Here is a 13,936-nt window from a genome sequence, read left to right on the forward strand (position 1 = left end):
CGGCGGGCGGCGGGGCAAGAGACGAGGCGCGACGGGTGTCGTCATCGGGAGCGGGCTAGGGTGACGCCCATGACGGCCGACACGACCCTGCTCATCCTCGGCGCCTCGGGGGATCTCACCTCGCGGCTGCTGCTCCCCGCGCTCGGGCAGCTGCTCGCACGCGAGCCCGAACGCCGCGTGCGGCTGGCGGGGGCGGGTGTCGAGGAGTGGAGCGATGACGCGTGGCGCGAGACCGTGCAAAAGGCGTTCGCCACGACCGACTCGGAGTCCGCCTTCGAGCCCTTGTCGGACACGACTTACACGCGGGCCGACATCACCGACGCTGATCAACTGCAGAAGCTGTTGGATGCCGCCGAGGGCCGGCCCGCGCTCTACTTCGCCGTGCCGCCCGCCGTCGCCGCGAAGGCGTGCGATGCGCTCCGCTCGGTCACGATCCCCGAGGGCACGATCCTCGCACTCGAGAAGCCGTTCGGGTCGGATGCCGCATCTGCGGAGCACCTCAACGCGACGCTCGCCGAGCTGGTTCCCGAGTCGCAGGTGTTCCGCGTCGACCACTTCCTCGGCCGCTCCACCGTCCTGAACCTGCTCGGGGCGCGCTTCGCGAACCGGCTCATCGAACCGGCCTGGTCGGCCGACCACATCGCCTCGATGCTCGTGCAGTTCGACGAACCGCTGGGACTCGAAGGCCGGGCGGGCTACTACGACAAGGCCGGCGCGCTCACCGACATGATCCAGAGTCACCTGCTGCAGGTCATGGCGTTCGCGACGATGGAGCCCCCGGCATCCCTCGATCAGCGCGACCTTCGCGACGCGACGGGCGCCGCTCTTCGCGCGACGGCGGTGTGGGGCGACGACCCGGTCGCGGCGTCGCGCCGGGCGCGGTACACGGCCGGCACCGTGAAGGGGCGGGACTTCCCGTCGTACGTCGACGAGCCGGGGGTCGATCCGAGCCGCGAGACCGAGACGCTCGCCGAGATGACGGTCGAGGTGCGCAACGCCCGGTGGCAGGGCGTTCCGATCACGCTCCGCTCGGGCAAGGCCCTCGGGAACGCCGAGGCGAAGGTCGAGGTGCGCTTCCACCCCGTTCGGCACCTCCCTCGCGGGTTCACCGGCGACCCCGGCCCAACCGTGCTGCGCTTCTCGCTCGGGCCCGACTCCATCGCGCTCGACCTGAACGTCAACGGCGAGGCCGACCCGCTCGAACTCGAGAAGGTGACGCTCGAGGCGGAACTCGGCGCAGGGGCGCTGAAGGCGTATGCCGAAGTGCTGTCGGGCATCCTCGACGGCGACGCCATGCTGTCGGTGCGCGGCGACGCCGCCGTCGACTGCTGGCACATCGTCCAGCCCGTCATCGACGCCTGGCGGGACGGGCGCGTCCCGCTCGACGAATACTCCGCCGGCACCTCCGGGCCGTCCGACTGGGCCACGTCCTGAGAGCTCGGCGAGGCCGAGGCGTCGTCGGTGGTGATGGAATAGACGGATGCCGAATCGCACCGCATCCACCGACGCCCCCATCCTCGACGTTCTGACCGAGCGCTGGAGCACGCGGATCTTCGACGCGTCCGCGCCGATCGACGAGCAGGCGCTGGCGTCCGCTCTCGAGGCCGCACGGTGGTCGCCGTCCGCGTCGAACACGCAGCCGTGGCGCTTCATCGTCGCGCGACGGGGAACGGCATCCCACGCGAGCGTGGTGGACGCCCTCATGGGGTTCAACCGGGCATGGGCGGCGGATGCGGCGGCTCTCGTCGTGTTCGTCGCGACGACCCAGCAGGACGGCAAGGAGTTGCGCTGGGCGGCCTACGACGTCGGCCAGGCTGCGGCGCACTTCACTATCCAGGCGCACGCGAACGGGCTGAGCACGCATCAGATGGGCGGGTTCCACGCCGACCGCGTCGCGGAGGCCTTCGGTCTGGCCGACGACCAGCGCGCGATCACCGTGATGGCCGTCGGCCCGCTCGGCGACATCGACGCGGCCGGCGACGACCTGCGCGCCCGTGAGGAAGCCCCCCGCGAACGTCGCCCCGTCGCCGAATCGGTGCTCGTCGACGACTGACCGGTCGCGGCGCCCGCCGCTTCTCGATCATTCCGCCCCGATGGGGTCGCGTTGTTGGTTTAGTAGTCCCGATGGACGACGACGACGCCGCCGAGCTGGCCCGCCTGCGCGAACGCGCCTACGGGCGCACCGCTGACATCGCAGGGGATGCTGCAGCGCTGCAGCGCCTGCGCGAGCTCGAAACGCGCGCGGTGCGGGCGCCGAGCGTCGCGCCCGGCGCAGACGACGAGGACGAGAGCGCCCCGGACGCCCCCGGTCCGGCCGAGACGGACCCGCCCGGCGCGCTCACCGGCGGCGATGCCGAGCGCCCGTATCTGACCCCACGGCGCTGGCCGCGCTGGGTGAGACCCGCCGCCGTGGCCGTGGGGGCCGTCGGACTCGTCGCGGCGACCGCGGCCGTCACCCTGTCGATCCCGCGCGACGTGCCGCGGTATCCGAATGCGACCGAGGTGACCCGACTGTCCGAGCTCGTGCCGTTGCGCCCGCAGAACGACTCCGACAGTCGCCGGTACGCGGACTTCCGGGGTTTCTCGGTGTTCACCAACACCGTCGGGACCCCCGCCGACCCGAATCCCGTGCGGTGCCTCAGCATCGTGAGCCCCGAGGAGGCCGCCGACCCGACCATCGGCGAGACCCTCTCGACGTGCGGGGCTGGCCCGTTCCCCGTCTCGGTGACGGCCGTCGTCAGTTCGCTGAGCCCGCCCGCCGCCCGGCAGGCGTACGCGCCCGGGACGGCGATCAACTTCACCCTGGGCGAATCGGGCGTCGAAGTGTGGGTCGCTGATCGGTGATCGCGGATCGGCCGGAGTGGGATACCGTTCGGGTACCTGACGTTCGGTCGAAGGAAGGACGAGGCGACGGTGCCGCTGTTCGAGATGGAAGCCAGCCGATCCGGTCGGATGCGTGTCTTCCTGCGTGCGCAACTGCCCTTCGCGATCGGTGTCGTCTTCATCGCCCTGGTGGGAGCGATCGCGCACCCCGACAGCCTGCGGACGGTCGCGCTGCTCACGGGGCTCGCCGTCGCGGCCGTGGCGACGCTCGCCGCGGCGGTCGTCCCGTGGGAGAGGTTGCCGCGCGCGTGGATGATCCTGATCGCGGTGGCCGACCTCCTCACCGTCGCCCTGTTCCGGGCCGAACTGATGCCCTTCGTCCCCGCGGTGACGATCCTCGCGCTCTTCCCGATCCTCTGGCTCGCCTACGGCTTCCCGTGGTACGGCATCGCGGTGGCGGTCATGGGCGCCGTCTTCGTCATCGGCTTCCGATACGTGTACACGGGGGCCTGGCCGACGACGCCCGCTGACTGGGCGAACGTCTTCGCCTTCCCGACCCTCATCGTCGGTATCGCCGTCGTCGTGTTCCTCGCCGCCCGCCAGCTCCATCGCAACAGCATCCGTCTCGCCGAGGCGTCGCGGGCGCAGGAGGAGGCGCTCCGCGAGGCGAAGGATGCCGAGGCGATCGCGCTCGGCATCCTGAACACGGTGAACGCAGGAGTGGCCTTCTACGACAACGAGGGACGCCTCGACATCGCCAACCCGCTCGCCCACCGCATGGTCGAGATGGTCGGGTTCCGTCTCGACGAACCGCCCTACGCCGGCGACGACGTGCTCGCCGCCGATCGGGTGAGCCAGATCCCGTACGACCAGCAGATCATCCCGCGGGCGCTGCGCGGAGAGGTCATCGACAACCACGTCGAGTGGCTGGGCCCGGCCGACTCGCAGGTTGCGATCCTTGCATCCTCGGGCCAGGTGCACAGGGAGGACGGACGCCTCCTGGGGACCGTCGTCGTCGCGTACGACGTCACCGAGCTGGCGGACGCGGTCGAGGTGCGTGAACAGTTCCTGCGCACCGTCTCGCACGAGCTGCGGACGCCGATCACGAGCATCACCGGCTTCCTCGACCTGCTCGCCGACGCCGCCGACCCGTCTGATGAGAAGCTGCAGCGCTACATCGAGATCGTCTCCCGCAAGACCGACGACCTCTTCCACCGCGTCGGCGACCTGCTGCACGCGACCGAGACGGTCAAGGAGCTCACGATCGCCCCCGTCGACGTCGCGGAGGTCGTGCGGCAGGCCGTCGGCGAGGCGCGGGTCGCCGCATCCGCCCGCGGAATGCGCATCGACATCGTCGGTCCGGGCACCGTCGTCGTCGAGGCGGACGCTCGGCAGCTGCTCGTCGCGGTCACCGAACTGGTGACGAACGCGGTCAAGTTCGGCCAGCCGGACGGCGTGGTGACGGTCGCCTGCCGCTCCGACGGCGCAGTCGTCGAGATCGCCGTCACGAACCCGGGCGCGGGTCTCACCCACGCCGAGCAGCGGCGCGTGTTCGACCGCTTCTACCGCACGGCCGAGGCCCGAGCCCGTCAGGTGCAGGGATTCGGCCTGGGCCTGACGAACCTCCGGACCATCGCGGTCGCGCATTCCGGGAGCATCCGGGTCGACAGCGCCCCGGGCCGCGGGGCGACGTTCACCCTCCGCCTGCCTCTGCGACAGCCCACATAGGTCCGCCACGGTCAACCCGCGGCGCCACGCACGCCTCCGACGGTTACGGTGAGGCAATGACCACCCGGATCCTGTCGATCGGCACCGCCGTGCCCCGCGCCCGCCTGCGACAGGACCAGGTGCGCGATCTGTTCGCCGGGCAACCCGGCGCCGATCGCCTCACCAAGCGCCTCATCGGCGCCGCGTTCGACGCCTCGGCGATCGAGACCCGCCACACGGTGCTCGACGATCTCGCCGCAGCCGCCGCTGCGACGGCCGCGCCCGAAGGCGACGAGCGGATGCCGACGGTCACCGCGACGGGCGACCTGCTGTCGCCCTCGACCGGGGCGCGCAACGACGCGTACATCCGACTGGCCCCGCCGCTGTTCGCCGAGGCGGCGCGGAAGGCTCTGGCTGCGGCATCCGTCGATGCGGCCGAGGTCACCCACGTGGTGACCGTGTCGTGCACGGGGATGTTCGCGCCGGGGCCGGACTACCGCCTCGTCCGCGACCTGGGGCTTCCGACGACCGTCGCGCGCTCGCATCTCGGGTTCATGGGGTGCGCGGCCGCCGTGCCTGCGCTCCGCACGGCATCGCAGATCTGCGCCGCCCACCCCGACGCCGTGGTGCTCGTCGTCTGCGCGGAGCTCTGCTCACTGCACGTGCGGACCCCGGCGGATCACGACGAGATCGTCTCGGCATCCGTCTTCGCCGACGGTGCCGCCGCGGCGATCGTCAGCGCGGACGCGTCGCGCGCGACCGGGGTCTCGTTCGAGCTCGATCGGTTCGCGACCGTGCTGACCGACGAGGGCGAGAAGGACATGGCCTGGACGATCGGCGACACCGGATTCGAGATGATCCTCTCGGCGGAGGTGCCCCGCATCATCGGTCGCGAGATCCGCGGCGCGGTCGAGTCGTTCCTCGGCGACGACGGCGTCGACACCTGGGCGGTCCACCCCGGCGGGCGCAGCGTGCTGGATCGCGTCGAGACGGGTCTCGCCCTGCCCGCCGACGCGCTCACGGTGTCGCGCGACGTGCTCCGCGACTACGGAAACATGTCGAGCGCGACGATCCTGTTCATCCTCGGCGCGCTGCTCGCCGGCGAGCTCGACGACGGCGACCGGGTGGCGACGCTCGCGTTCGGCCCCGGGCTCACCCTCGAGGCGGCACGGCTGACGTTCCGGCGGGCGGCGGCATGAACCTCGCCGAACGCGACGCGGCCCTCCGCGAACTGATGGACGACCCTGATTGCGATCCGGTCGCGCTCGCGGCGACCCTCGAGCGCTTCGACCTCGTGAACCGGGCGATCGGCGGGTGGGGCCGGGTCTGGCGCCGCGGCATCCGTCCCCGGCTGCAGCGCCTCGGGCGACCCGCCCGCGTGCTCGACGTCGGCAGCGGCGGCGGAGACGTGATCGCGCGACTCGCGCAGTGGGCGGAGCGCGACGGGCTCGACGTGTATTGGCTCGGGATCGATCCCGACCCGCGGGCGCTCGAGGTGGCGCGGACGCGCGCGAGCGATCGGGTGAGCTTCGCCGCCACGGATGCCGCGAGCCTCCGTGCGGCAGGTGAGACGTTCGACCTGGTCCTGTCGAACCACGTCCTGCATCATCTCGAGGCGGATGAGCTGACCGAGTTCGCCGTCGACACCCGGGCGCTCGCCGCCGGGACCGTGATGCACGCCGACATCGAGCGCGGCGCGCTGGCGTATGCGCTCTACGGCATGGGGATCACGGCACTCGAGCGCGGGACGTTCCTCCGTACCGACGGACTGCGGTCGATCCGCCGCAGCTACCGCGCAGGCGAGCTCCAATCGACCTTGGGCGAGCCGTGGCGAGTGGCCTCGCCGGCGCCGTTCCGGTTGCTCGCCGTGGCGGACGGCGATGGTTGAGGTCCTCGTCATCGGTGCCGGCCCGGTCGGCACGCTGCTCGCGGCCGAGCTGGCGCGGTTCGGCGTCGACGCCGCCGTGCTGGAGCGCCGCCCCGCCGCCGGCGGCGGATCGCGGGCCATCGGTCTGCACGCCCCGACGCTCGCTGCACTCGAAGCCGGCGGGGCGACCGACCGCATCCTGACCCGGGCGGTCCGCGTGCGCCGCGGCGAGGCGCGCAGCGGCGGGCGCGCGATCGGCGTGGTCGACTTCGGGAGGCTCGACGCGCGGCATCCGTATGTCGCGACGCTGCCGCAGGTCGAGACCGAGGCGGCCCTGCGCGGCGACAGCCCGCATCCCGAACGCGGCGTGACGGTGACGCGCGTGGCGCCCGACGGCGCTCGCGTGCGGGTCGAGACCGATCGCGGCGAGCGGGTCGCGCCGATCGTCGTGGTCGCCGGGGGTGTCGGTGCGCGCGACCTGGTGTACCGCCCCGATGCGCTGCGGCGGACTGCATACGCGGATCGGTATCTGATGACGGATGCCGCCCTCCCACCACGTGAGGACGCCGAGACCGCCCTCGTGCACCTGGCCCCTGGAGGCGTGCTGGAGTCGTTCCCGCTGCCGGACGGGCGGCGCCGGTTCGTCGCGTGGGATGCCGGCGGATCGCTCGAGCCGCATGCACTGGTTCGCCGGCTGAAGGACGCGATGCGTACGCGCGGCGAAGCCGAGGCCGCTGACGTCGTGAGCGAGGCGACCGCGTTCGGCGTGCGGCGCGTGCTCGCTCCGTCGATGCGTCGCGACCGGTTGTTCGTCATCGGGGATGCGGCGCACGAGATCAGCCCGATCGGCGGGCAGGGCCTCAATCTGGGTCTGCTGGATGCCGCGACCCTCGCGCCCCTTCTCGCAGCATGGGTGCATCTCGGGTCGGCGCCCGAGGCGGATCTCGCCCAGTGGGAACGCGACCGCCTGCGCTCCTCCCGTGTCGCCGGCCGGATGGCGGCCGTGAACATGGGGCTCGGTCGACCGGTGTCACGCAGCGCCGACGCCGTCCGGTCGCGGGTTCTCGGTTCGCTGCTCGCCGCAACGGGGTCGCTCGTGCCGCACGCCTACGCGATGGGGCTCGACGCCGCCGCGCGGTGAGTGTCGGAACTACTCCGCCAGTGTGCGGATCATGCGGCGCCCGACGCCACCACGAGCTGGAGGGCGAGGACGAGCGCGGCGAGCATCACGAGACGGAAACCGGTGCGGTCGGGGCCGCGACGCCGCATCCGGATCATCACCGCTGCCGCGATTCCCGCGACGAGGAGAGCGAACGCGATCATTGCGAGCGGTGAGGCGCCCTCGACGAGACTGCCGATGAGGACGGCGATCGCGGCGACCACGATGCCGACGACCGCCAGCATGACGGATGCCGCGGGCCCGATCCGGTGCGGCAGACCGCGGACGCCGGTGCGCCGATCGTCGTCGAGGTCGGGCAGGACGTTGGTGAGGTGCACGGCGGCGCCGAGCATGGCCCCCGCGAAGGCGGCCCACAGTGCAGCCGGCTGCGGGGCGGGCGCCGAGAGCGTCGCCAGCGAGGGGAAGATCCCGAAGCTGACGAGGAACGGCAGCAGTGATGCGGCCGTCGCCTTGAGTCCGGCGTTGTAGCTCCAGGCCGAGACGAGGGCGATGACGTGGGCGAACAGCATGCCCCAGCCGAGCACCGCCGAAAGCAGGACGGCCACCCCGAGTGCGATCCCCGCCGCGATCCACGCGGTGCGGACGCGGGTGTCGCCTCGGACGAGGGGCTTGTCGGAGCGACCGACGGTCGCGTCGCGGAACAGATCGATCGCGTCGTTGGAGAGACCGACCGAGACCTGACCGGCGAACACCGCGACGACGAGGACGATGAGCCGCCAGGGTTCCAGACCAGCGGCGATGCCGAGGGCGAGGGACAACACGGTGACGACGAGCGAGGGGCCCGGGTGAGTGGAACCCCAGAGGGCCCGTGCGGTTCGCATGCTCGATCCTTTCACGCTCCGGACGGGGCTTGGCTGGGGCCGACTCAGGTACGGAGGGTGGGTCCTTCGCAGATGAGACGTTTCTCACCTTCGGCCGTGTGCGGAGCGTGTGTTTTGAGCGGTTTTCGGGGTCTCGATGTCGGAGGTTGGTGGCAGGGTTCAGGTATGACGGATGCGGCGGAAACCCCCGGTGGCGAGGCGTATCTCGCCGCCATCGTGGGGATCGTCGCGGACGTCGAGGACGTGGCCCTTGAGCTCGCTCGGGCGCAGATCCGGGAGTTGCGCGTGCTCGCTGCCGCGGGCCGGTTGGCGGAGGAGCAGGGCGCGCCCCCGAACGCGAAAGTCACCCTGCACGACATGGTGCTGCGGTCCATTTCAGCCGAGGTCGCTGGGGCGATGCGCATCACCGACCGGACGGTGCAACGCCGGATCGGTGAAGCACGGGTGACCATCGAAGGATTCCCCGCCGCGGTGGCCGCGTGGGAGGCCGGGCGGATCGTGCAGGGGCACGTGAGGGCGATCGTCGAGACCGGGCTGAACCTGCCCGCAGAGATGTGGGCGGAGTTCGAGAAGGTCGCGATCGACCGGTGCGAAGGCGACACACCGAACCGGGTTCGGGGTGAGCTCGAGATCCTCGCCCACCGAATGCATCCCCGGACCTTCGCGGAACGACACGAGGAAGCTGCCGCGGGGCGGTGCGTGCGACTAACGCCAGGACGGGATGGGATGTCGGACGTGATCGCGACACTGCCGACGGTGATCGCGGAGGGCATCCACGACCGGCTGACACAGCAGGCACGAGCGATCATCGACACCCGGGGCGAACGCGCGACAGGTTCAGAAATCGTCGCGACCGATGCGCGCTCGACCGATCAGGTCCGCGCCGACGTGTTCGCCGATCTCCTCCTCGCCGGCACCCCGGCGCTCGACGACACCCGCGACACCACCGCCGGACCGCTCGGCGCCATCCGCGCACGCGTGCAAGTACTCATCCCCGCGGCGACCCTGACCGGTGTCGACGACGGGCCGTGCGACCTGACCGGCCGCTCGCCCATCGACCCGGCCACCGCTCGCACACTCGCCGGCGACACCTTGGTGTGGGAGCGCCTGTTTCATGACCCCACCACCGGAGTCACCGTGTCGACCGACTCGTACCGGGTGCCCTCGGGGATGCGACGGTTCCTGCAAGCCCGCGACCAGCACTGCCGGTTCCCGGGGTGCCGCGTCGCCGCGATCCGGTGCGAAGTCGACCACACCCACGACCACGCCCTCGGCGGCAAGACGGAACTGTCCAACCTCGCGCATCTCTGCCAGAGACACCATTCGATGAAGCAGTTCACCGCATGGCGGGTCCGACAACTGTCGGGTGGAGTCCTCGAATGGACCTCACCCCTCGGCAGGACCTACCGCGAAGACGCACCCACCCCGGCCGTCGCCTTCACCCCTGCCGCCACAACGCCCGGAGACCCCGCTCCGTTCTGAACCGCCGCTCCCCGACCCCGCACTGCGTGGACCGCGGGCGCCTACCCCAGCTCGCGCACGGGCCTCTCGCCCGCGAACCGGCACGTCCACGAACCGACACCGCTCAGAACCGACACCGCCACGAACCGACACGCGACCGGCTCAGCCCTCCAGGATCCGCTGGAACAGCAGATGGTCCTGCCACCGCCCCGCGATCCGCAGGTACCTCGGCGCGACGCCGATCTCCGCGAAGCCGCACCGGCGCAGCACCGACTGCGACGGCGCGTTGTGCAGCAGCGTCGCCGCCTGGATGCGGTGCAGGCCGAGACCTCCAGCGGCGACTCGAGCCACGGCATCCACTGCGGCGGTCATCACGCCTCGTCCACCGAGCTCGCCGTCGATCCAGTACCCGAGGTTCGCGCTCTGGAACGGTCCGCGCACGATGCCCGAGAGGTTCACCCGCCCCACGATCCGCTCTCCCGCCTCGAGCACGAACGGAACGCCGGTCCCCGCCTCACGTTCGCGCAGCATCACCTCGATCGCCGACTCCTGACCGGCATCCGTGAAGAAGCGCTCGGCTCGCTCCGGCTCCCATGGCGCCAGCCGCTCTCGATTGCGGCGGTACGCCTCGGCGAGGGCAGCCGCATCCGATCCGACGACCTCGCGCAGGACCACGCCATGCCCCAGCGCGACCGGCGTCATCAGTCGAGCAGCTCCGCCTCGATGGTGTCGTCGCCCGACTCCTCCGGCGGCGTCGGCCCGCTGCTCGTCAGCACCAGCTGCGAGCCGTCGACCGCGACATCCACCCGGACCACATCAGCGTCGTGCACGCCGCCCGACAGCAGCGCCATCGCCAACCTGTCCTGGATCTCGGACTGGATCAGACGCCGCAGCGGTCGCGCCCCGAACAGCGGATCGTAGCCGCGCTCGGCGAGCCACGCCCGCGCGTCCGGCGTCACCGCGAGCGTCAACCGGCGAGCGTGCAGCCTCCGCTGCAGCGCATCGACCGCCAGCTCGACGATCTGAGCCAGATCCGACTCGGTCAGCGGTGTGAACATCACGACGTCGTCGAGGCGGTTCAGGAACTCCGGCCGGAACGCCTGCCGCACCATCGCCATGACCTGCTCGCGCTTCGTGTCGTCCGTCAGCGTCGGATCGATCAGCACCGGTGATCCGATGTTGCTCGTCAGGATCAGGATCGTGTTCGTGAAGTCCACCGTCCGCCCCTGGCCGTCGGTCAACCGTCCGTCGTCGAGCACCTGCAACAGCACGTCGAACACCTCAGGGTGCGCCTTCTCGACCTCGTCGAGCAGCACCACCGAATACGGACGGCGCCGCACCGCCTCGGTCAGCTGACCGCCCTGCTCGTACCCGACGTACCCCGGAGGGGCACCGACGAGCCGCGCGACGGCGTGCTTCTCGCCGTACTCGCTCATGTCGATGCGGACCATCGCGCGCTCGTCGTCGAAGAGGAACTCCGCGAGCGCCTTCGCGAGCTCGGTCTTGCCGACACCCGTCGGCCCCAGGAACAGGAACGAGCCGGTCGGCCGGTTCGGGTCGCTGATCCCCGCACGCGACCGACGCACGGCATCCGCCACCGTCTTCACGGCCGGCTTCTGCCCGATCAACCGCTTGCCCAGCTCCGACTCGAGGTGCACCAGTCGAGCGCTCTCGCTCTGCAGCAGCTTTCCGACCGGGATACCGGTCCACACGGCGATGACCTCGGCGATGTCCTCCTCGGTCACCCGATCGCCCACCATCCGCTCGGCCCCATCACCGACGGCACCCTCCGCGATCTCCGCCTCGGCGAGCTTGCGTTCGAGCGCCGGGATCTCCGCGTAGAGCAACCGCGACGCACGTTCGAGGTCGCCCTCGCGCTGCGCGCGCTCCGCCTCGACGCGCAGGGCATCGAGCCTCGTCTTGTAATCACCGACCGCGTTCAGCGACGCGCGCTCCCGCTCCCACCGCGCCTGCAGGTCGTCGAGCTGCTGCTGCACCTTCACGAGCTGGTCGCGCAGCGCGGCGAGACGCTCCTTCGACGCGTCGTCCTTCTCCTTCTTGAGCGCCAGCTCCTCGAGCTTGAGCCGATCCGCGTGACGACGCAGCTCGTCGATCTCGAGCGGCGCGGAGTCGATCTCCATGCGCAGGCGCGACGCGGCCTCATCGATCAGGTCGATCGCTTTGTCGGGCAGCTGCCGCGCCGGGATGTACCGGTTCGACAGCGCCGCCGCCGCCACCAGGGCGCCGTCCGAGATCGCGACCTTGTGGTGCGCCTCGTACCGCTCCTTGAGCCCGCGGAGGATCGCGATCGTGTCCTCGACGCTCGGCTCGCCGACGTACACCTGCTGGAAGCGCCGCTCCAGTGCGGCATCCTTCTCGATGAACTCGCGGTACTCGTCGAGGGTCGTCGCACCGATCAGGCGCAACTCCCCGCGCGCCAGCATCGGCTTCAGCATGTTGGATGCCGCGACCGAGCCCTCGCCGCCGCCGGCACCCATCAGCGTGTGCAGCTCGTCGATGAACGTGATCACGCGCCCCTCGGACTCCGTGATCTCCTTGAGGACGCTCTTCAGGCGCTCCTCGAACTGCCCGCGGTACATCGCCCCAGCCACGAGCGCGGAGATGTCGAGCGCGATGAGCTCCTTGCCCTTCAACGACTCCGCGACGTCTCCCGCCACGATGCGCTGGGCGAGCCCCTCGACGACGGCGGTCTTGCCGACACCGGGCTCGCCGATGAGCACCGGGTTGTTCTTCGTGCGCCGCGTGAGCACCTGACTGACCCGGCGGATCTCGCCGTCCCGTCCGATGACGGGGTCGAGCTTGCCCTGACGCGCACGGTCGGTGAGGTTGATGCCGTACTGCTCCAGGGCGCTGCCCTGCTCCCCCTGACCGGATGCCGGTTGTGCGTTCATCGTCCACTCCTGAAGGGTCGATCAAAACTTGAGTCCGTCAGGCTCAACTTTATCACGACGCCATGACGGCGGCGCAGGCGAAGCGGGACCGGTATGCCGTCGGCGTCGTCCCGAGCACCCGGCCGAAGTTCTGCCTCAGCACGGCCGCCGAACCGAAACCGCACTCGTACGCGATCGCGTCCAGTCCGAGGTCGGTCTGTTCGAGCAGGCGCTGCGCATGAAGGATCCGCTGCCGCCCCAACCACGCCGCCGGCGTCGTCCCGTAGTCGGCCTTGAACCGCCGCGCGAACGTCCGCGGCGACATGTGCGCCTTCGCCGCCAGCTGGTCGACCGACAGGTCGCGCCGCAGGTTCTCCAGCATCCACTCGGTCACCGGCGTCAGCGAGAGCGAGGTCGACACCGGCAACGGCGACGCGATGAACTGCGCCTGGCCGCCGTCGCGCTGCGGGGGCACCACCATGCGCCGCGCGATCGTGTTCGCCGCCTCGGCCCCGAGCTCGAGCCGCAGAAGATGCAGGCACGCGTCGAGCCCGGCCGCCGTCCCGGCGCTCGTGATGATCCGTCCCGACTGCACGTACAGCACGTTCGGGTCGACCTCGATGTCGGGGTACATGCTCGCCATGGTCTCGGCGTAGCGCCAGTGCGTCGTCGCGCGCTGCCCCGACAGGACACCGGATGCCGCGACCGCGAACGCCCCGCTGCACACCGTCAGCACCCACGCGCCTCGCGCGACCGCCCTGCGGATCACGTCGAGCACCCGTTCGTCCACGCAGCCCCATGCTTCCCGGGGGATCGGCGTGATGACGACGACGTCCGCCTCGTCCGCGAACGTCAGATCGTGATCGACGTTGATGGAGAACGCGAGGTTGCTGGGGATCGCGCCGGGATCAGGGGTCACGATCCGGAAGTCGAAGTTCGGGATGCCGTCGTCGCTGCGATCGAGCCCGAACGCCTCGCAGGCGAGCCCGAACTCGAAGGGCGCGAACCCGCTCTGGACGACGCAGGCGACGGTGCGGATCATGGCGTTCTCCCCGGATGGTGTTCGGCTGGCAGGATTCCTGCGAGCAGCGTCGATGCGGCCATTGATGGCAGGATGCGAGCAAGCATAGCGTTCCTGCCACGACGGCCGCATGTCCCCCCCCGGGGCACCCCCTTCCGCCCCGCG

General features: G+C 71.0%; 12 protein-coding genes. 8 read left to right on the plus strand and 4 right to left on the minus strand.

The features are described from left to right. Positions 1-69 precede the first annotated feature (69 nt). The 7 genes from MRBLMI1x_RS01455 (at position 70) to MRBLMI1x_RS01485 (ending at position 7,538) form a co-directional block, all read left to right on the plus strand. Positions 70-1,434: a glucose-6-phosphate dehydrogenase gene (locus MRBLMI1x_RS01455; protein ID WP_363455254.1), complete on the plus strand. Its 1,365-nt coding sequence runs from the start codon at positions 70-72 to the stop codon at positions 1,432-1,434. Positions 1,435-1,480: 46 nt separating this feature from the next. Beyond that, on the plus strand, positions 1,481-2,053 hold the full coding sequence (locus MRBLMI1x_RS01460; protein ID WP_363455257.1) for a nitroreductase family protein: 573 nt from the start codon (positions 1,481-1,483) through the stop codon (positions 2,051-2,053). A 71-nt stretch (positions 2,054-2,124) separates the two neighbouring features. Continuing rightward, positions 2,125-2,844 (plus strand): hypothetical protein, encoded by a 720-nt coding sequence (locus tag MRBLMI1x_RS01465; RefSeq protein ID WP_116227636.1) that lies wholly within the window; start codon positions 2,125-2,127, stop codon positions 2,842-2,844. Between the two features lie 69 nt (positions 2,845-2,913). Beyond that, positions 2,914-4,551, plus strand: coding sequence for a sensor histidine kinase (locus MRBLMI1x_RS01470; protein ID WP_363455261.1), 1,638 nt, complete (start codon positions 2,914-2,916; stop codon positions 4,549-4,551). 56 nt (positions 4,552-4,607) lie between these two features. After that, positions 4,608-5,729 carry a type III polyketide synthase gene (locus tag MRBLMI1x_RS01475; RefSeq protein WP_018187579.1) on the plus strand — a complete coding sequence of 374 codons (1,122 nt, stop codon included), beginning with the start codon at positions 4,608-4,610 and terminating at the stop codon, positions 5,727-5,729. Beyond that, positions 5,726-6,418, plus strand: coding sequence for a methyltransferase domain-containing protein (locus MRBLMI1x_RS01480; protein WP_363455266.1), 693 nt, complete (start codon positions 5,726-5,728; stop codon positions 6,416-6,418). The genes MRBLMI1x_RS01475 and MRBLMI1x_RS01480 overlap by 4 nt, the downstream gene beginning before the upstream one ends. Then, positions 6,411-7,538 (plus strand): NAD(P)/FAD-dependent oxidoreductase, encoded by a 1,128-nt coding sequence (locus MRBLMI1x_RS01485; RefSeq protein ID WP_363455269.1) that lies wholly within the window; start codon positions 6,411-6,413, stop codon positions 7,536-7,538. The genes MRBLMI1x_RS01480 and MRBLMI1x_RS01485 overlap by 8 nt, the downstream gene beginning before the upstream one ends. A gap of 29 nt (positions 7,539-7,567) precedes the next feature. Here the strand turns inward: MRBLMI1x_RS01485 and MRBLMI1x_RS01490 are convergent, their stop codons facing one another. Further along, on the minus strand, positions 7,568-8,398 hold the full coding sequence (locus MRBLMI1x_RS01490; RefSeq protein ID WP_363455272.1) for a UbiA family prenyltransferase: 831 nt from the start codon (positions 8,396-8,398) through the stop codon (positions 7,568-7,570). Between the two features lie 165 nt (positions 8,399-8,563). Between MRBLMI1x_RS01490 and MRBLMI1x_RS01495 the strand changes: the two genes are divergently transcribed. Next, positions 8,564-9,880 (plus strand): HNH endonuclease signature motif containing protein, encoded by a 1,317-nt coding sequence (locus tag MRBLMI1x_RS01495; protein WP_363455275.1) that lies wholly within the window; start codon positions 8,564-8,566, stop codon positions 9,878-9,880. Between the two features lie 141 nt (positions 9,881-10,021). On the opposite strand, the gene MRBLMI1x_RS01500 is transcribed toward MRBLMI1x_RS01495, so the two are convergent. From MRBLMI1x_RS01500 to MRBLMI1x_RS01510, 3 genes are read right to left on the minus strand one after another with little or no spacing between them, the layout of a single operon-like run. Continuing rightward, the gene (locus tag MRBLMI1x_RS01500) at positions 10,022-10,561 is read right to left on the minus strand and encodes a GNAT family N-acetyltransferase (protein ID WP_363455278.1); all 540 of its coding nucleotides are present in this window, start codon (positions 10,559-10,561) and stop codon (positions 10,022-10,024) included. Next, positions 10,561-12,771, minus strand: a complete 2,211-nt coding sequence (locus MRBLMI1x_RS01505) for an ATP-dependent Clp protease ATP-binding subunit (RefSeq protein ID WP_363455281.1) — start codon at positions 12,769-12,771, stop codon at positions 10,561-10,563. The genes MRBLMI1x_RS01500 and MRBLMI1x_RS01505 overlap by 1 nt, the downstream gene beginning before the upstream one ends. A 52-nt stretch (positions 12,772-12,823) precedes the next feature. Further along, positions 12,824-13,792 (minus strand): GlxA family transcriptional regulator, encoded by a 969-nt coding sequence (locus tag MRBLMI1x_RS01510; RefSeq protein ID WP_363455284.1) that lies wholly within the window; start codon positions 13,790-13,792, stop codon positions 12,824-12,826. Between the last annotated feature and the right edge of the window lie 144 nt (positions 13,793-13,936).

Origin of the sequence: Microbacterium sp. LMI1x-1-1.1, from assembly GCF_040676205.1 — a bacterium.
Classification (GTDB): Bacteria; Actinomycetota; Actinomycetes; order Actinomycetales; family Microbacteriaceae; genus Microbacterium; species Microbacterium aquilitoris.